The organism is Mycobacteriales bacterium (assembly GCA_030697205.1).
Classification (GTDB): domain Bacteria; phylum Actinomycetota; class Actinomycetes; order Mycobacteriales; family SCTD01; genus JAUYQP01.
This window is the reverse complement of the sequence record JAUYQP010000030.1, coordinates 36,137-52,385: the sequence shown is the minus strand read 5'-3', so window position 1 is coordinate 52,385 and position 16,249 is coordinate 36,137. Positions and strand designations below refer to the sequence as shown.

General features: G+C 74.4%; 18 protein-coding genes. 9 read left to right on the top strand and 9 right to left on the bottom strand.

Annotated elements, in window-relative coordinates; genetic code table 11:
* Window positions 1-51: 51 nt before the first annotated feature.
* Window positions 52-432, bottom strand: coding sequence for a hypothetical protein (locus tag Q8R60_09505; GenBank protein ID MDP3712707.1), 381 nt, complete (start codon window positions 430-432; stop codon window positions 52-54).
* Window positions 433-515: 83 nt separating this feature from the next.
* On the opposite strand from Q8R60_09505, the gene Q8R60_09500 reads away from it, so the two are divergent.
* Window positions 516-1,118: a hypothetical protein gene (locus tag Q8R60_09500; GenBank protein ID MDP3712706.1), complete on the top strand. Its 603-nt coding sequence runs from the start codon at window positions 516-518 to the stop codon at window positions 1,116-1,118.
* Here Q8R60_09500 and Q8R60_09495 read toward each other — a convergent pair.
* Together Q8R60_09495 and Q8R60_09490 are read right to left on the bottom strand one after the other, a co-directional pair.
* A complete protein-coding gene (locus tag Q8R60_09495; protein MDP3712705.1) occupies window positions 1,108-2,619 on the bottom strand; it encodes a glycerol-3-phosphate dehydrogenase/oxidase in 1,512 nt (503 codons plus the stop codon). The genes Q8R60_09500 and Q8R60_09495 overlap by 11 nt on opposite strands.
* Window positions 2,616-3,203: a TetR/AcrR family transcriptional regulator gene (locus Q8R60_09490; GenBank protein MDP3712704.1), complete on the bottom strand. Its 588-nt coding sequence runs from the start codon at window positions 3,201-3,203 to the stop codon at window positions 2,616-2,618. The genes Q8R60_09495 and Q8R60_09490 overlap by 4 nt, the downstream gene beginning before the upstream one ends.
* A gap of 17 nt (window positions 3,204-3,220) precedes the next feature.
* On the opposite strand from Q8R60_09490, the gene Q8R60_09485 reads away from it, so the two are divergent.
* Together Q8R60_09485 and Q8R60_09480 are read left to right on the top strand one after the other, a co-directional pair.
* Window positions 3,221-4,849 carry an FAD-binding oxidoreductase gene (locus tag Q8R60_09485; GenBank protein MDP3712703.1) on the top strand — a complete coding sequence of 543 codons (1,629 nt, stop codon included), beginning with the start codon at window positions 3,221-3,223 and terminating at the stop codon, window positions 4,847-4,849.
* Window positions 4,849-5,715: a diacylglycerol kinase family lipid kinase gene (locus Q8R60_09480; protein ID MDP3712702.1), complete on the top strand. Its 867-nt coding sequence runs from the start codon at window positions 4,849-4,851 to the stop codon at window positions 5,713-5,715. Before Q8R60_09485 ends, Q8R60_09480 begins: the two co-directional genes overlap by 1 nt.
* Window positions 5,716-5,719: 4 nt before the next feature.
* Here the strand turns inward: Q8R60_09480 and Q8R60_09475 are convergent, their stop codons facing one another.
* Both Q8R60_09475 and Q8R60_09470 read right to left on the bottom strand, forming a co-directional pair.
* On the bottom strand, window positions 5,720-6,913 hold the full coding sequence (locus tag Q8R60_09475; protein MDP3712701.1) for a TRAM domain-containing protein: 1,194 nt from the start codon (window positions 6,911-6,913) through the stop codon (window positions 5,720-5,722).
* A 7-nt stretch (window positions 6,914-6,920) separates the two neighbouring features.
* Complete coding sequence (locus Q8R60_09470) at window positions 6,921-8,891, bottom strand: APC family permease (GenBank protein MDP3712700.1); 1,971 nt, start codon at window positions 8,889-8,891, stop codon at window positions 6,921-6,923.
* Window positions 8,892-8,956: 65 nt separating this feature from the next.
* Here Q8R60_09470 and Q8R60_09465 point away from each other — a divergent pair, with 65 nt between their 5' ends.
* Window positions 8,957-9,625, top strand: coding sequence for a TrkA family potassium uptake protein (locus tag Q8R60_09465; protein MDP3712699.1), 669 nt, complete (start codon window positions 8,957-8,959; stop codon window positions 9,623-9,625).
* The gene (locus tag Q8R60_09460; protein MDP3712698.1) at window positions 9,625-10,290 is read left to right on the top strand and encodes a TrkA family potassium uptake protein; all 666 of its coding nucleotides are present in this window, start codon (window positions 9,625-9,627) and stop codon (window positions 10,288-10,290) included. The genes Q8R60_09465 and Q8R60_09460 overlap by 1 nt, the downstream gene beginning before the upstream one ends.
* A gap of 249 nt (window positions 10,291-10,539) precedes the next feature.
* On the opposite strand, the gene Q8R60_09455 is transcribed toward Q8R60_09460, so the two are convergent.
* From Q8R60_09455 to dut, 4 genes are read right to left on the bottom strand one after another with little or no spacing between them, the layout of a single operon-like run.
* On the bottom strand, window positions 10,540-11,229 hold the full coding sequence (locus tag Q8R60_09455; GenBank protein MDP3712697.1) for a DUF3159 domain-containing protein: 690 nt from the start codon (window positions 11,227-11,229) through the stop codon (window positions 10,540-10,542).
* A complete protein-coding gene (locus tag Q8R60_09450) occupies window positions 11,222-11,599 on the bottom strand; it encodes an OB-fold nucleic acid binding domain-containing protein (protein ID MDP3712696.1) in 378 nt (125 codons plus the stop codon). Before Q8R60_09450 ends, Q8R60_09455 begins: the two co-directional genes overlap by 8 nt.
* Window positions 11,600-11,623: 24 nt before the next feature.
* On the bottom strand, window positions 11,624-12,484 hold the full coding sequence (locus Q8R60_09445; GenBank protein MDP3712695.1) for a DUF3710 domain-containing protein: 861 nt from the start codon (window positions 12,482-12,484) through the stop codon (window positions 11,624-11,626).
* On the bottom strand, window positions 12,481-12,996 hold the full coding sequence (gene dut / locus Q8R60_09440) for a dUTP diphosphatase (GenBank protein MDP3712694.1): 516 nt from the start codon (window positions 12,994-12,996) through the stop codon (window positions 12,481-12,483). Before dut ends, Q8R60_09445 begins: the two co-directional genes overlap by 4 nt.
* A gap of 102 nt (window positions 12,997-13,098) precedes the next feature.
* Here dut and Q8R60_09435 point away from each other — a divergent pair, with 102 nt between their 5' ends.
* From Q8R60_09435 to Q8R60_09420, 4 genes are all read left to right on the top strand, one after another.
* Entirely contained in the window at window positions 13,099-13,980 is an 882-nt protein-coding gene (locus Q8R60_09435) for an SDR family oxidoreductase (protein MDP3712693.1), read from the top strand.
* Window positions 13,977-14,444, top strand: a complete 468-nt coding sequence (locus Q8R60_09430; protein ID MDP3712692.1) for a DUF3093 domain-containing protein — start codon at window positions 13,977-13,979, stop codon at window positions 14,442-14,444. The genes Q8R60_09435 and Q8R60_09430 overlap by 4 nt, the downstream gene beginning before the upstream one ends.
* A 111-nt stretch (window positions 14,445-14,555) precedes the next feature.
* Window positions 14,556-14,840, top strand: a complete 285-nt coding sequence (locus Q8R60_09425) for a DUF4235 domain-containing protein (GenBank protein MDP3712691.1) — start codon at window positions 14,556-14,558, stop codon at window positions 14,838-14,840.
* Window positions 14,841-14,849: 9 nt separating this feature from the next.
* A complete protein-coding gene (locus Q8R60_09420) occupies window positions 14,850-16,211 on the top strand; it encodes an amidase family protein (GenBank protein MDP3712690.1) in 1,362 nt (453 codons plus the stop codon).
* The last annotated feature ends 38 nt before the right edge of the window (window positions 16,212-16,249 follow it).

The following is a 16,249-nucleotide window of genomic DNA, read 5'->3' as shown; positions in this document are numbered from 1 at the left end:
CCGGCACACGAGGTCCACACAGCGTTCGCACACGGGGGCCGTGCGGATCGGCTACAGGCGGGGCACCCAGCGCTCGCCGCGCAACGCCGCGTCGACCAGCGCCACCTGCCGCCCGGCCCGCACCAGCCGGCGACCCTCCCTGTCGTAGGCCGCGAGCGCGGCCTCGACCACGTCGGGCGGCACCACGCCGCGCAGGTCGGCGCGAGCAGTCGCGATCCCGTCGCGCGCCGCTTGGACGGCCGCGGCGACGTGACCGGCGGCGAACCGCGCCAGGACCACGGGGTGGGCCCGCAGCACCTCGTGGGCGCGGTAGTCGGGAGGGCAGAGGTCGAACAGCCAGGCCACCGCGCTCCGCTCCCAGTCCGGTGCCTGCGGCGGCAGCACCTCGACGGGCCAGTCCGGCGGCACCAGATCACGATCACGCCCGGACACGTCAAGGAGTCTGCCCGACCTGTCGATGACGTGACCGTGACCGTCCCCCCTGACCTGGGTGACGGCTGAGACGAGGAGACGACATGTCCGGGGGGACCGTCGAGGAGCACGCTGCCGCGCTGCGCGCTGCCGTGCAGGCACTGAAGGCGCCGGAGACGGCCACACGTGCCCCCGCCCCGACCACCTCGGTCTACGGGCGCGCGGCCCGCGCCGTGCCCGACGACGTCCACCCGCCGGCGACCCGCGAGGTGCTCGCCGGGCGCTTCCGCTCCGTGGAGACCTCCGCGCTGCTGCCAGGCACCGCGATGGCCCTGGTCGTCCTACCGACCCGCGGGGCCGTGCCGGCGGAGCTGCTGGCCTCGATGCAGCAGCTCGTCACCACCGGCGCCCGCGTCGTCCTGCTCGGTCCGGATATGCCCCGCTCCGTCCCCCCGACGGGAGCGCACACCCTCTCCGAGCCCGCCACGGTGCCGCTGCGCGGCGACGACGCACTGGCGCAGGAGTGGGCGCTCGTCGCCTGCGGGCCGCAGCGGCGCGTCGCCTTCATCGCCCGTCGCGAGCCCGGCTCCGCCGACCTGTGGAGCTGGCTGGTCACCCGCGACGCCATCGCCGTGCAGCGCGCCGGCACGGCCCTGCTCGAGCGGGTGCCCTTCCTGCGCTGGCGGGTGCCGGCGCTCAGCGACTGACCGCGGTCTCCGCCAGGGCGCGCTCTGCCGCCGGACGACCTGCCTCTGCCCAGCCGTCGACGAGCGAGAGCCGGGTGCGGCGCTCGAGCAGGTCCTCGACGTCGAGCGCTCCCTCGGCCACGACGCCCCAGACCAGCTCCACCCCCAGGACGGGTACGCCGGGGGCGACCGGCTCCAGCAGCGACCCGTCCGCGCCGGCGAGCGCCGCCACGTCGCCCGCCTCTGCGCCGTAGCGACGCACCAGCCGGGCCGGGACCCCCGCGGGCGCGCTGCCCACGGCTCCGAGCAGCGGCAGGTCGGCGGTGCGGCAGGGGGCGTCGGTGAGCAGGTCGACGGCGTCCTGCGCCATCCGTCGGTAGGTCGTGAGCTTGCCGCCCAGCACGGTCCAGGCCCCGTGGTCGCCGCGCACCACGGCGTGACGGCGCGACAGGTCGGCGGTCGGCCCCTCAGCGCCGGCGAGCAGTGGGCGCACCCCGGCGAAGGAGCCGATGACGTCACTGCGCGACAGCGGCACCTCCAGGCCGTGGGACAGGACCTCCAGCAGGAAGCGGATCTCGTGCTCCTCGGCCCGTGGCACGTCGGGGACCGACGCGATCGGGTCGTCGGTCAGACCGACGTGCACGATGCCGTCGCCGTGCGGGAGCGCGAAGACGTAGCGGTTGCTCTCGCCCGGCACCGGCACGGTCATGGCCGCGGTGGGATGGCCGAGCACCGCCGCCGGCAGCACGACGTGGGTGCCCTTGGACGGCGCGAGCCGGGTGCCGGGCGAGAGCACGTCGGCCCAGACCCCGGTGGCGTTGACGACGTGGCGCGCGGCGATCCGCAGCGTGGCCCCGGTCAGCTCGTCGACGACCGTGGCCCCCGTGCCGTCGACGGACTCGGCCCGGGCCCGCGTGACGATCCGGGCTCCGTGGGCCGCGGCCGTGCGGGCGAGCGCGACGACCAGCCGGGCGTCGTCCTCGAGCTGGCCGTCCCAGTTGCACAGGCCACCCCGCAGGCCGTCCCGGCGGACCGCCGGCAGCGCCCGCACGGTCTGCTCGACCGACATCCGGCTCGGTCGGGGCAGGTGCCGGGGCCTGGTCCCGGCCCACAGTCGGAACCCCTCCGCCAGGCGCTGCCCGACATCGATGAGCAGCGCGTCGCGGCGCGGCACGTCGACCGACAGCGGCACGACCATCGGCAGCGGCCGCACGAGGTGCGGGGCGGTGCGGGTGAGCAGGACGTGACGCTCGCGGGCGCTCTCGAGCACGAGGTCCCAGTCGTAGGACGCGAGGTAGCGCAGCCCGCCGTGGACCAGCTTCGACGACCAGCGGCTGGTGCCGTGAGCGAGGTCGGACTTCTCGACCAGCGCGACCGACAGCCCGCGCGAGGCGGCGTCGAGGGCGATCCCTGTGCCGGTGACACCGCCTCCGACGACGAGCACGTCGACGACCTCCGAGGTCAGCGCGTCGAGCGCCTGCGCTCGGGTCGCCGCGGTCAGCCGCCCGGCACCCCCGATCATGTCGCCGCCCCCGGTCGCAGGTAGCCGTCGAGCAGCAGCCGCAGCTCGGCCCCCACCGCGTCGGCCTTGTGGTCGGACTCGACGACGCGGGCGCTGAAGACGAACGACTGCGCGGTGAGCAGCAGGCAGGTGGCCAGCAGGCCGGGGTCGCCCTCGCGGACGCTGCCGTCGCGCTGGCCCTGCGCCACCTGCTCCGCCACCAGCGCGATCACCGCGCGCTGCGTGGAGCCGAAGCGGTCGACGACGAGCGGCAGCAGCAGCTCCGGGTCGAGGTCGAGGACCCGGCGGTAGAGCGGGTGGTGGACGAGCTGCTCGACGGTCCGCACGCCGGCCTCGACGAGGCGCTCGCGCGCGGTGGGCAGCGCCTGCACGGCCGCGCCGCACTCCTGCACCAGCGCGACCAGCTCGGAGGTGAGCAGGGCGCTGACGATCGCCTCCAGGTCGCCCCACTGGCGGTAGACGGTCATCCTGCTGACCCCTGCGCGGCGGGCGACGTCGGCCAGCGTCGTGCGCTTGAGGCCCACGTCCATGACGCAGTCGTGGGCCGCAGCGAGCAGCAGGTCGGTGTGACGGTCTGACGTCATGTGTCACACTGTAACCCATGACGACGGACATGACCCTCACCGGCTGGGGCGACCCGGCGCGCAGGACCGGCCTGCCGGCGCACGCCGCCACCTGGCTGGCCAAGGAGGTCGGTCCCGGCCGACCCTCCGCACCCGCACCGGTCACCGCCACCCCGGGCCGGCTCCCCGACGACGTCCGGGCGGCGCTCGCGGCCGCGGTCGGTGCGACCCACGTGGCCACCGACGACGCGACCCGGCTGCTGCACGCCGCGGGCAAGAGCTACCTCGACCTGCTGCGGCTGCGTGCCGGCGGGGAGGTCGCGGCTCCGGACGCGGTGGTGCTGCCCGGCACCGCCGAGGAGGTCGCGACGGTGCTGCGGCTGTGCGCGCAGCACGCCGTCGCGGTCGTGCCCTTCGGTGGCGGCACCTCGGTGGTGGGCGGGGTGAGCCCGTTGCGCGGCCGCTTCGCCGCCGTCGTGGCCCTCGACCTGCGCCGCCTCGACCGCCTCCTGTCGGTCGACCAGGACTCCCTGACCGCGGTCTTCCAGCCGGGGCTGCGGGGGCCCGCGGCCGAGCGGCTGCTCCAGGCCCACGGCCTCACCCTCGGCCACTTCCCGCAGTCCTACGAGCACGCCTCGATCGGGGGCTACGCCGCCACCCGCAGCGCCGGCCAGGCCTCCAGCGGCTACGGCCGCTTCGACGACCTCGTCGTGTCCCTCGTCGTGCAGACCCCCGCGGGCGAGCTCCGGCTCGGCCGCGGCGCGGCGTCGGCCGCGGGACCCGACCTGCGGGCGCTGGTCGTGGGCTCCGAGGGGGCCTTCGGCGTCATCACCGAGGTCGAGCTGAAGGTCCGCCGTCGGCCCGAGACGCAGCGCTTCGAGGGGGCCTTCTTCCGCAGCTGGGCCGAGGGGACCGCCGCCCTGCGCGAGCTCGAGCAGACCGGCCTGGCCCCCGACGTGCTGCGACTGTCCGACCCCGACGAGACACGGGTCCAGCTCGCGCTCGCCGGCACCGGGGGCCTGAAGGGACGAGCCGGCCGGCTGTTCCTGCGGACCCGCGGCTACGGCCAGGGCTGCCTCGCGGTCCTCGGGTGGGACGGGCCCGCCGACGAGGTCGCGCGCCGACGCAGCGCCGCTCTTGGCGTCGTACGACGGCACGGCGGCCAGGCGGTCGGTGCGTCAGTGGGTGAGCGCTGGGCCCACGGACGCTTCGAGGGGCCCTACCTGCGCGACGACCTGCTCGACGCCGGTGTGCTGGTCGAGACCCTGGAGACCTCCGCGACCTGGTCGCGGCTTGCGCAGACCTGGGACGCGGTGCGCGCGGCTCTCACCGACAGCCTGTCGGGCAGCGGCACCGGCCCCGGCCCGGTCGTCATGTGCCACGTCAGCCACGTCTACCCGCACGGCGCCTCGCTCTACTTCACGGTCCTCGCGCGGCAGTCCGACACCGACCCGGTCGGGCAGTGGCAGCGTGCCAAGGACGACGCCTGCGCGGCGATCGTGGCCACAGGTGCCACCATCACCCACCACCACGCGGTCGGCACCGACCACCGGGCGCACCTCGTCGACGAGGTCGGGGCGCTCGGGGTCGAGGTCCTGCGGGCGGTCAAGGCGGTGCTCGACCCCGCTGGGGTGCTCAACCCCGGCAAGCTCCTCCCGGAGGCGTGATGCGGCTGCAGCTGGTGGTCAACCCGGCCGCGGGCGGGGGGCGCGCGACCCGACTGCTCCCGGCGGTCGAGGCCACACTGGCCGGTCACGACCTGCGGGTCACACCGACCCGCTCGCTCGAGCACGCCGAGGCGCTCGCCGCCGAGGCCGTGGCCGACGACCGCGTCGTCGTCGCGATGGGCGGCGACGGCATCGTCGGGCGGGTCGCCGGCGCGGTCGCGGCAGCCGACGGCGTCCTCGGGGTGCTGCCCGGCGGGCGCGGCAACGACTTCGCCCGGTCCGTCGGCATCCCGCGCGACGTCACCGCTGCCTGCGCGGCGATGCTGACGGGGGTCGAGACCCGCATCGACCTCGGCGACGTCGACGGCACCGCCTTCATCGGCATCGCGTCGGTCGGCTTCGACAGCGACGTGCAGGAGCGGGTCCTCACCAGCCGCCTTCCGCTGGGTCAGCTGGTCTACCTCTACGGCTCGCTCGCCACCGTCGCCTCATGGCGACCCGCGACCTTCTCGTGCACGGTCGACGGCGCCCCGCTCGAGGTCCGCGGCTGGTCCGTGGCGGTGGCCAACACGGGTGTCTACGGCGGCGGCATGAAGCTCGCCCCCGATGCCTCGGTCACCGACGGCCTGCTCGACGTCGTGTCCACGTCGGCGACCTCGCGCCTGCGCTTCCTGCGGTCGCTGCCGAAGGTCTTCTCCGGCACCCACGTCCACGAGGAGTCGGTGTCGGTCACCCGCGCCCGGGAGGTGCGGCTCGACGCCGACCGCCCGTTCCGGGTCTTCGCCGATGGCGACCCTGTCGCGTCGCTGCCCTGCACGGTGACCGTGCGGCCGGGAGCGCTGCGGGTGCTGCTCCCGGCCCGCTGACGCGTCAGCGCCGCAGGACCGCCACGAGCTCCACGTGCTCGGTCATGGGGAAGAGGTCCAGGGCCCGCAGGTCCGCGAGCTCCCACCCTGCCTCGCGCAGCACCGCGAGGTCGCGCGCGAACGACGCCGGGTCGCAGGCGACGTAGACCAGCGCGCGGGCGGGTGAGGCCGCCAGTGCGCGCGTCACGTCGAGACCGGCGCCGGCCCGCGGCGGGTCGAGCACGACGAGGTCAGCGCGCAGCCCCGTCACCAGGGCGGCCGTCACCGGGGTCGTGCGGATCCGCACCCACGGCTGGTCGGCGGTGTTGCGGGACGCGTCGGCGCAGGCCCGGGGGTCGCCCTCGACAGCGGTCACCGAGCCGGTCGGACCGACCCGCTCGCCGAGCAGCGCGGCGAACAGCCCCGCCCCGGCGTAGAGGTCGGCGACGCTCTCGCCGGGCTGCGGGTCGAGACCGTCGAGGACGGCCTGTGCAAGGGCGGTCGCGGCGAGCGGGTGCACCTGCCAGAAGCCGCCCGCGGACACCTCGAAGGAGCGGCCGAGGACCTCGTGGCGCAGCCCGTGAGGGACGGCGACCGGCCTGCCGTTGAGGACGACGCCGGTGTCGAGGTCGGGCACGGTGACGCCCGTGCGACCGCGCGCCTGCACGGTCGCGACCCGCTGCGAGCCCTCGACCGCGACCTCGACGGACGCCGCGCCGGGCCAGGTCGCCGTGACGGCCTCGGAGACTGCTGGGTCGGCGATGAGGCAGCGGTCGACCAGGACGAGCTCGTCGCTGCGGTGGCGGTGCAGGCCGAGCCGGCCGTCCCCGTCGGCCGCGAAGGAGACCCGGCTGCGCCAGCCGAGGGCGTCGTCTGACAGCCCCTCGACCACGACCGTGCGCTCCACGCCGGCGAGCCGCCGCAGCTGCTCCTCGACGAGCAGCGCCTTGATGCGGCGCTGCGCGGCGAGGGTGACGTGCTGGTAGTCGCACCCGCCGCAGCGCCCCGGCCCCGCGAAGGGACAGGGCGCCTCGACCCGGTCGGGTGAGGGCTCGAGGACCTCGACGGCGTCGGCGCGCAGGAACGCCTTGGCCTCACCGGTGATCTCGACCCGGACTCGCTCCCCCGGCAGCGCGTGCCGGACGAAGACCACCCGGCCGTCGTCGGCGCGCGCGACGAACGAGCCCCCGGCTGCGGGGGCGCCGACCTCGACGATCACGGGCGGGTCACCGCAGCTCCAGGTCGTCGTCCTTGCGGCGCTCCGACGACTCGAGCTGCCACGGCACAGAGGTGACCATCACACCGGGCTGGTAGAGCAGCCGACCCTTGAGCCGCAGGGCGCTCTGGTTGTGGAGCAGCTGCTCCCACCAGTGCCCGACGACGTACTCCGGGATGTAGACGCTGACCACGTCGCGCGGCGAGTCCAGGCGGATCCTGCGCACGTAGTCGAGGACGGGCCGGGTCACCTCGCGGAAGGGCGAGTCGATGATGGTCAGCGGGATGTCGATGCCGCGGGCGTCCCACTCGGCCAGCAGCCGCTCGGACTCCTCCTTGTCGACCGACACGGTCAGCGCGGTGATGTCGTGCGGTCGGGTCGCCTTGGCGTAGGCCAGCGCGCGCAGCGTCGGGGCGTGGATCTTCGACACCAGGACCACCGCGTGGTTGCGGGACGGCTGCGCCATGACCTCGTCGGGCGGAGCCAGCTCGGTGCGGACCCGGTCGTAGTGGCCCTTGATCCCGCGCATGAGCACGTAGAGGACGCCCATCGCGACGAGCGCGATCCAGGCTCCCTGGGTGAACTTCGTGATGAGGACGACGACGAGCACGACCGCCGTCATGGCCAGGCCGAAGGAGTTGATCGCCCGCGAGCGCTTCATGCGGGCACGCGCGGCAGGGTCGGTCTCGGACCGCAGGTGGCGGTTCCAGTGCCGGATCATGCCGGCCTGGCTGAGGTTGAACGAGATGAAGACGCCCACGATGTAGAGCTGGATGAGCGAGGTGACCTTCGCGTCGTACGCCACGACGAGCAGTGCGGCGAACGCTGCCAGCAGCACGATGCCGTTGCTGTAGGCGAGCCGGTCGCCACGCGTGTGGAGCTGGCGCGGCAGGAAGCCGTCGCGGGCCAGGATCGAGCCGAGGACGGGGAAGCCGTTGTAGGCCGTGTTGGCGGCCAGCACCAGGATCACGACCGTGAACGCCACGGTGGCGAAGGCGATGACTCCCTCGCCGTAGACGGTCTGCGCGAGCTGCGCGATCACGGTCTCCTGGCTGAAGCCCGCACCCACGGGGACGCCGTCGAGCAGCAGCTGCTCCTCGGGGTTCTCGGCGAAGCGGATGCCTGTCCAGTCACCGAGCTTGATGATGCCCATCAGCATGGTGACGGCGATCGTGCCCATCAGCAGCAACGTGGTCGCGGCGTTCTTCGACTTCGGCTTCTGGAACGACGGGACGCCGTTGCTGATCGCCTCGACCCCGGTCAGCGCGGCGCAGCCGGAGGAGAAGGTCCGCAGCAGCAGGAACGCCGCCCCGAGCCCCATGAAGCCCTCGGTGAAGCCGTGCTCGGCGGCGATCGTGTACTGCGCGCTCTCGGCCCGGGCGAGGTCACCGGTCGCCTTCTGGAACAGCCCGTAGGCCGTCATACCGATGATGGCGATCATGAAGCCGTACGTCGGGATGGCGAAGGCCGCCCCCGACTCCCGGATGCCGCGCAGGTTGATCGCGGTGAGGAACGCGATCAGCCCCATCGCGAGCGAGACCTCGTGGCCTTCGACCGACGGGATGACGGAACTGGCGTTCTGCACCCCTGCCGAGATCGACACCGCCACGGTCAGCGTGTAGTCGACGAGCAGGGCGGCCGCGACCGTCAGCCCCCACTTCGGGCCGAGGTTGACCGTGGCGACCTCGTAGTCGCCGCCGCCGCTCGGGTAGGCGTGCACGTTCTGCCGGTAGGACGCCACCACGGTCAGCATCACGACGACGACCGCGAGGCCGACCTTCCAGGAGAAGGAGTACGCCGCGAGGCCCGCGATCGACAGGGTCAGGAAGATCTCGTCCGGTGCGTAGGCCACCGACGACAGCGCGTCGCTCGCGAAGACCGGCAGCGCGATCCGCTTGGGGAGCAGCGTCTCGCCGAGGCGGTTGCTGGCGAGCGCCCTGCCGAGGAAGACGCGCTTGAGGACATCACCGGGACGGGCCACGAGGGCAGAGCGTACGACGCAGACGCTCCCGCTCCGCCCGCGCCGCGCGTGTAGCGTCACTCCCCGTGCATGTGGTGATCATGGGATGCGGACGCGTCGGCTCCGCGCTGGCCAAGAGCCTCGAGGCGCTCGACCACTCGGTGGCGGTGATCGACCGCGACGCGGGCGCCTTCCGCCGGCTGTCGAGCAGCTTCTCCGGCAGCCGCGTGACGGGCGTCGGATTCGACCGCGACACCCTCGTCGAGGCCGGCATCGAGCGGGCCGACGCCTTCGCGGCGGTGAGCTCGGGCGACAACTCCAACATCATCGCCGCGCGGGTCGCCCGCGAGACCTTCGGCATCGACAACGTCGTCGCCCGCATCTACGACGCGCGCCGCGCCGAGGTCTACCAGAAGCTCGGCATCCCCACGGTCGCGACCGTGCGCTGGACCGCCGACCAGGTCATCCGGCGGCTGCTTCCCGCCGGCGCGGCGACCGAGTGGCGCGACCCCAGCGGCGCCATCGTGCTCGCCGAGATCGCCTTCGCCCCGCAGTGGATCGGGCACCGGGTCACGGCGGCCGAGGCCGCGAGCGGCGCCCGCGTCGCGATGCTCACCCGGCTCGGCGACGGCCTGCTGCCCGGCCCCGACACCGTGCTGCAGGAGGGCGATTTGCTCCACGCCGTGATGCGCACCGACGACATCGACCGGGTCGCGGCCGTCATGGCCGCCGCCCCCATGGCAGGGGACCACTGATGCGCGTCGCCATCGCCGGGGCCGGCAACGTCGGTCGCTCCATCGCCGCCGAGCTGCTCGGCAACGGTCACGAGGTGCTGCTCGTCGAGCGCGACCCCCGGGCCATGAAGCTCGACACCGTCCCGGCCGCCGAGTGGCTGCTCGCCGACGCCTGCGAGCTCGACACCCTGGTGCAGGCCCGCCTCGACGCCTGCGACGTCGTCGTGGCGGCCACCGGCGACGACAAGGTCAACCTGGTCGTGTCGCTGCTCGCCAAGACGGAGTTCGGTGTGGACCGCGTCGTCGCACGGGTCAACCACCCGAAGAACGAGTGGCTGTTCAACGAGTCCTGGGGCGTCGACGTCTCGGTGTCGAGCCCGCGCCTGCTCGCCGCCGTGGTCGAGGAGGCGGTGTCGGTCGGCGACCTCGTCCGGCTGCTGACCTTCCGCCAGGGCGGCGCGAACCTCGTCGAGCTCACCCTCGCCAAGGACGCCCCGCTGGTCGGCTCGCTGGTCGGGGAGACGCCCTGGCCGCAGGACTCCGCGCTCGTCGCGATCCTGCGTGACGGCCGGGTCATCCTGCCGGGTCCGGACATCGCGATGGAGGGCGGCGACGAGCTGCTCCTCGTCGCGACGTCCGAGGTCGAGGAGGAGCTCGACCGCCTGCTCGGCGGCAAGGTGCGCTGACCGACGCGCCCCCGTCGCGGGCGCTCAGCGGGCTCCGGGACCCGTCCCGCCGGCCGCCTCACGCGGATGTGGCGATCACCCGCGCGGGGCCACGCTCGCATGATCGCCACATCCCCTGGGCGAGGCCGCAGCGACGACGGCCCGTGGCGCAGATGTGGCGATCACCCCCGCGCCGTCACGCTCGCATGATCGCCACATCCCGGGGCGGGCCGGTCGGGACGCGCGGTTCGGGGTGCGCCCACCTACCGGTCAGTGGGGGTCGGGCTCCGCTGCCGGTTCGACAAGGGCGTCGTCGTCCACGGCGGGCTGCGGCGCGGTGAAACCGGAGCGCCGGACCAGCACCACCGACACGACCGCGGCGACCGCGATGCAGGCGTACTTCACGACGTTGATGACGAGGAACAACTGGCCGTCGTTGTCACCCTCACCGCGGCGCACGGTTTCAGCGACTCCCGCGCGGATGAAGAAGGTGACCGTCCAGACGGCAGTGGCCAGCTGGCAGGCGCGGAACAGTCCGGGGTGGTCCCGCCAACCGGCGTACTTCTCGTCGAAGGCGGCCAGGACCAGTCCGACGGCCGGTCGGCCGACCAGCAGCGAGACAGTGAACCCGACGCCGGTCAGACCGGTCATGATGATCCCGGGGATGAAGAAGCCCTCCCCGGTGCCGGTCGCGCGGGCGAAGAGCACCGCGATGACCAGACCGAAGAAGCCGCTCCACACCTGGGTGAGCGGCTCGCCGCGGCGGGTGCGCAAGGCGAGCAGCCCGACGCCGACGACGAGCGCGACCACGATCGCCGTGTTGAGGCTGTCGGTGGCGAGCCGGGTGAGCACGAAGGCCGTCGCCGGCAGCGCGCTGTCGATGACGCCCCGGGTGCCTCCGATGGCCTCAGCGAAGGTGCTGGTCGTCGGGGCCGGTGGGGCCGTGCGGTCCTCAGGCACTGGCGGGCTTGAGTTCGTAGGCGGCGTTGTAGATCGTCGGGCGGCCGTCGTGCATGGTGAGCCGTCCGCGCGCCACGAGGGAGCGGCCCGGCTCGATGCCACCGATGCGGCGGCGGCCCAGCCAGACGAGCGTGACCGTGCCGGAGCCGTCGTAGACCTCGGCCTCGAGCGTTGGCACTCCCGCGCGCGGGCGCAGGACCACCTGGCGCAGCGTGCCCGCGACGCAGACCGGCTGACCGACCCGGCAGGTGCTCACCGAGGTCGCGCCCGCGGACACGACGTCCTGCTGCAGGTCGGCGGCGGCAAGGTCCTCGGGGTCCGCGGTGAGGCGGGTGAGGGCGCGCTTCAGACGACCGGGGCTGGTGCTCACATCGCCCAGCGTAGGCCAGGGCGGCTAGCGGATCTCGGTGATCTCCGGACCCCGCTCGGGCATCGCGAGCCCGCCGGGCGAGTCGCTGTCGATGCGCTCGGCGTGGCCACTCGACGGTCCGGCGTCCGAGGAGGCGTCCGACGCGTCATCGGCGAGCCCGTCGCCCAACTCAGCGGCGGCCTGGTCCTGGACGTCGCGCGGCAGCCGCAGCGGCAGCGCGTCACGCACCGCCATCGGGTCGTTGCCGCGCACCACGACGATGTCGCGCAGCGCGCCCTCGAGCGGTGCAGCGAGGGCGCTGTCGGTGGCCGCAGGACCGGTGATGAGGCCACGCAGGAACCAGCGCGGGCCGTCGACGCCGAGGAAGCGCGCGTCGGCGAGCACGACGCCCTGGCCCGGCACCTCCGTCGGGACCGCGGCACGCAGCTCGGGACCGAAGGGCCCGTCGGCGACCTCCGCGCGGCCGCCACCGCCACTGAGCGCCTCAGCGATCTCGGCGCGGACCTCGCCCCAGATGCCCTCGGTCTTGGGAGCGGCGAAGGCGTTGACCTGCAGCGCCGACTCGCCCCGCACGACGGTCGCCGCGACGACCTCGCCCTCGGGGCTGACGTCGACGCGCACCTCGCAGTCCGGCGGCACCGGCACGAGCAGGCCGCCGAGGTCGAGCAGCGGCTGGTCGGCCGGCCGCTCCGGCGCGTCGTGGGCGTCCCACGGACCCTGCGGACGGGGCACGGACTGCCGCGCCTCGTCGCGCTCGAGCCGCTCGATCTCGGCGAGCAGCTCGGCGTCCTCGAACGCGCGGTCCTCCTCGTCGAGGTCGTCGACGAAGTCGTCCGGGTCGACCGGCTCGAAGGTGACCTGCTTCTTGCGACCGAACACGCTCACTCCCTGTGCTCCTGCTGGACGTCCTGCTCTGCCCGACCCTGTCCCTGCCCCAGCCCCGTGGAGCCGTGGCCACCCGCACCCCGGACGCTGTCGGACAGCGTCTCGGCCTCGCGCCAGGCGACGTGCTCGACCCGCTGCACGACCAGCTGCGCGACCCGGTCGAGGCGGGCCAGCACCACCCGCTGGTGCGGGTCGTGGTTGACCAGGCAGACCTGGATCTCACCGCGGTAACCGGCGTCGATGGTGCCCGGGGCGTTGACGATCGAGACGCCGTGCCGCGCGGCGAGGCCGCTGCGAGGGTGCACGAAACCGGCGTAGCCCTCGGGCAGCGCCACCGCGATGCCGGTCGGCACCAGCGCGCGCTCACCGGGCCCGAGCTCGACATCGACCGTGGTGACGAGGTCGCAGCCCGCGTCGCCGGGGTGGGCGTAGGACGGCAGGGGTACGTCGGGGTCCAGCCGCACGATCTCGACCACCAGGTCCCTGACCCGGTCCACGACCAGCTGCTCCACGCTCGCACCCCCTCCCTCGCTCGCGCCCGGACGGGCGTGCAGACCCTACCCGCGCAGCGCCCTCGCGCGGACGTACCGTGGGGTCCGACGCAAGGAGTCCTCGTGCCCCTCCCCCACCAGCGGTCCGTCGTGGTGACCGGTGCCAACAGCGGCATCGGCCTCGTGACCGTGCTCGAGCTCGCCGGCGCCGGCTACGACGTGATCGGCACCGTCCGCAGCGACGAGAAGACCGACGTCGTGCTGTCGGCTGCATCCGACCGCGAGCTCGACGTCCGCACGGTGGTGCTCGACGTCGATGACGCCGCCTCCACCGAGGCCGGCTTCGCCGAGGTCGCCACGATGACCGACGGCGGACCGTGGGCCGTGGTCAACAACGCCGGCTACGCCCAGTCCGGTGCCGTCGAGGACGTCACCGACGAGCTCGCCCGCCGCCAGCTCGAGACCAACGTGCTCGCACCGATGCGCATCGCCCGCCTCGTCCTGCCCACCATGCGCGAGCGCGGCGAGGGCCGCATCGTCAACATGAGCTCGGTCGCCGGCCGGCTCTCCACGCCGCTGATGGGCTGGTACTGCGCCTCCAAGCACGCCCTCGAGGCGCTGTCCGACGCGCTGCGGATGGAGGTCGAGCAGGACGGCGTCCGCGTCGTGCTCGTCGAGCCCGGGATGTTCGGCACCGACATCTGGTCCGCGGCCAAGGAGGGCGGCTTCCCCGAGCCGACCAGCTCGCGCTACGCCGCGGCCTACGCCCACGCCGAGGCGTTGGGTGCCCGCTCCGACAAGCTGCCCGACCCGGTCTGGGTCGCGCGCACCGTCCGCCTCGCCCTGACCAACCCGGTGCCGCTCGCCCGCTACGTCGTCGGCGTCGACGCGGTCGGCGGCATCCTCGCCGAGACCTTCGCCCCCACCGTCGTCACCGACTACCTCAAGAGCGTCGGCTCGGGCATGCGCAAGCTCCCGGTCAAGATCCCCTTCCTCCCACGATGACGAGGACTACCAGGGAGTACGACGAAAGGCTCCGCGTCCCGCTGTGGTGGTGGCCGGGGACGCTCGCGATGCTGCTGCTGCTCGCCGCCGTGGTGCACAGCGGCGCCGACGGGGTGCGGTCGTGGCTCCCCTACGTCGTCGCGGCCGTCCTCACCGTGGTCCTGCTGCTGCGCGCCTCGCGCGGCCGCGTGCGCGTCGCCGAGGGCGTGCTGCACGTGCCGGGCGCCCGCGTCCCCGTCGCGCTCGTCGACCGGGCGGTGCCGCTCGACCCGGTGTCGCTGCGCCGGCTGTCCGGTCCGCAGCGCCACCCGTGGGCGTTCCTCGCCCGCAAGGGGTTCCTGCAGACGGCCGTCCTCGTGGAGCTCGACGACCCGGCCGACGACACGCCCTACTGGGTCGTGTCCACGCGCCGACCGGAGGCGCTCGCGCAGGTGCTGTCCCCCGAGGACGCCCCGCGCGCCTGAGCGCGACGCCCGCCGAGCGGCGCCCGGGTGTCCGGACGCCCGCGCCGGGGAAGGTCACCCGTCAAGACGGGCCCGCCGGGTCCGGCGTACGGCTCTGCTGCCGGAGGTCACGTGCTCGCGAAGGTCGGTTGGAAGGTCGTGGGAGTCGGCTCGGGGCTGGTCGCGGCGAAGGCGAGCCGCTCGGTGCTCGACAAGGGGTGGGCCGCGACCAAGGGCGGTGAGCCGCCGCGCAACCCCGCCGCCCCCGGCACGTCCTGGCCGGACGCGCTGCAGTGGGCGGTGGCCAGCGGGGTCGCCGTCGCCGTGGCGCGGCTGGTCGCGACCCGCGGTGCGGCCGGGGCGTGGCGTCGCACGACCGGGCACCTGCCGCCCGGCCTCGAAGAGGTCGGCAACTAGCGTTCCGGCGTGGACGACTCCCTGGACCCTGACGACATCGCCTACGCCGGAGTGCTCGGCCAGCGCGACCTGCTCCGCACCGGCCGGCTGACCGCCACCGAGCTGCTCGAGATCAGCCTGGCCAGGATCGACCGCTTCGACGGTCGCGTGGGGGCCTTCCGGACGCTGTTCCGCGAGCGGGCCCGCACCGAGGCCGCGGCGCTGTCGGCCGACGACGACCGCCCGCTGGCCGGCATCCCCGTCGCGGTGAAGGACGGCGTGCGGGTCGAGGGGCACCCGCCGTCCTACGGCACCGGGTCGGCCGAGCCGCCGGCTGCGGCCGACGACGAGGTCGTGCGCAGGCTGCGCGACGCGGGCGCGGTCGTCGTCGGCGTCACGAAGCTCCCCGAGCTCGCCCTGTGGCCGTTCACCGAGTCGCAGATGTGGGGCTCGACCCGCAACCCGTGGGACCTCTCGCGCACCCCTGGTGGCTCGTCGGGTGGCTCCGGCGCTGCGGTCGCGGCCGGGATGGTGGCGGCCGCGACGGCGTCCGACGGCGGCGGCTCGATCCGCATCCCGGCAGCCTGCTGCGGCCTGGTCGGCCTCAAACCGCAGCGCGACCGGGTGCCGATGGGGTCGCAGGACGACCTCCACGCCGCCCACTGGCACGGCCTGTCCGTCATGGGTTGCCTGACCCGCGGTGTCGCCGACCACGCCCTGGTCCTGTCGGTGATGAGCGGTGGGTCGATCGGGGCGGAGGTCACCGAGCCCGGCCCGCTGCGGATCGCCTGGTCGACCCGCACCGCCTCCCCCGCCCCGGTCGACCCGGCGGTGCACCGCGCCCTGCGCACAGGGCTGGCACTGCTGCGCGACCTCGGCCACGAGGTCGTCGCCGCGGACCCGTCCTACAAGGGGATCCCGACGTCGTTCACGACCCGCTTCCTGCGCGGGGCGGCCGACGACCACGCGGCGCTCGCGAACCCTGCCGCGACGGAGTTCCGCACCCGGGTCGTCGCGGCGGTCGGTCGGCGGGTCAGCGACAGCGCCCTGCGTCGGGCAGTGGCCGCCGGCGACGCGGCCGGGCGCCGGCTCGCGACACTGCCCGGTGGCGCCGACGTGCTGGTCACGCCGACGCTCGCCCGCCCACCGGTGGCCGTCGGGGCGCTGCGCGGCCTCGCCACCCTCGTCAAGGCGCCCCGCATCGTCGGCTTCACCCCGCCCTGGAACGTCACCGGCCAGCCCGCCCTCTCGGTCCCGGTGTCGACCCACGAGGGGGTGCCGCTCGCGATCCAGCTGGTCGGCCCGCCCGACTCGGAGGCGCTGCTGCTCGGCCTGGCCGCGCAGGTCGAGCGGGTGACGGGCTTCCCCGACCGACGGCCCCCGCTCGGCTGACACGGCTCGGCTGACACCGGATCTACCCAGCACGGCCA

Coding starts and splice junctions, on each gene's coding strand:
- Q8R60_09460 (MDP3712698.1), top strand. CDS start 9,625: ATGCGCGTCGCCATCGCCGGGGCCGGCAACGTCGGTCGCTCCATCGCC.
- Q8R60_09430 (MDP3712692.1), top strand. CDS start 13,977: ATGACGAGGACTACCAGGGAGTACGACGAAAGGCTCCGCGTCCCGCTG.
- Q8R60_09500 (MDP3712706.1), top strand. CDS start 516: ATGTCCGGGGGGACCGTCGAGGAGCACGCTGCCGCGCTGCGCGCTGCC.
- Q8R60_09490 (MDP3712704.1), bottom strand. CDS start 3,203: ATGACGTCAGACCGTCACACCGACCTGCTGCTCGCTGCGGCCCACGAC.
- Q8R60_09495 (MDP3712705.1), bottom strand. CDS start 2,619: ATGATCGGGGGTGCCGGGCGGCTGACCGCGGCGACCCGAGCGCAGGCG.
- Q8R60_09480 (MDP3712702.1), top strand. CDS start 4,849: ATGCGGCTGCAGCTGGTGGTCAACCCGGCCGCGGGCGGGGGGCGCGCG.
- Q8R60_09485 (MDP3712703.1), top strand. CDS start 3,221: ATGACGACGGACATGACCCTCACCGGCTGGGGCGACCCGGCGCGCAGG.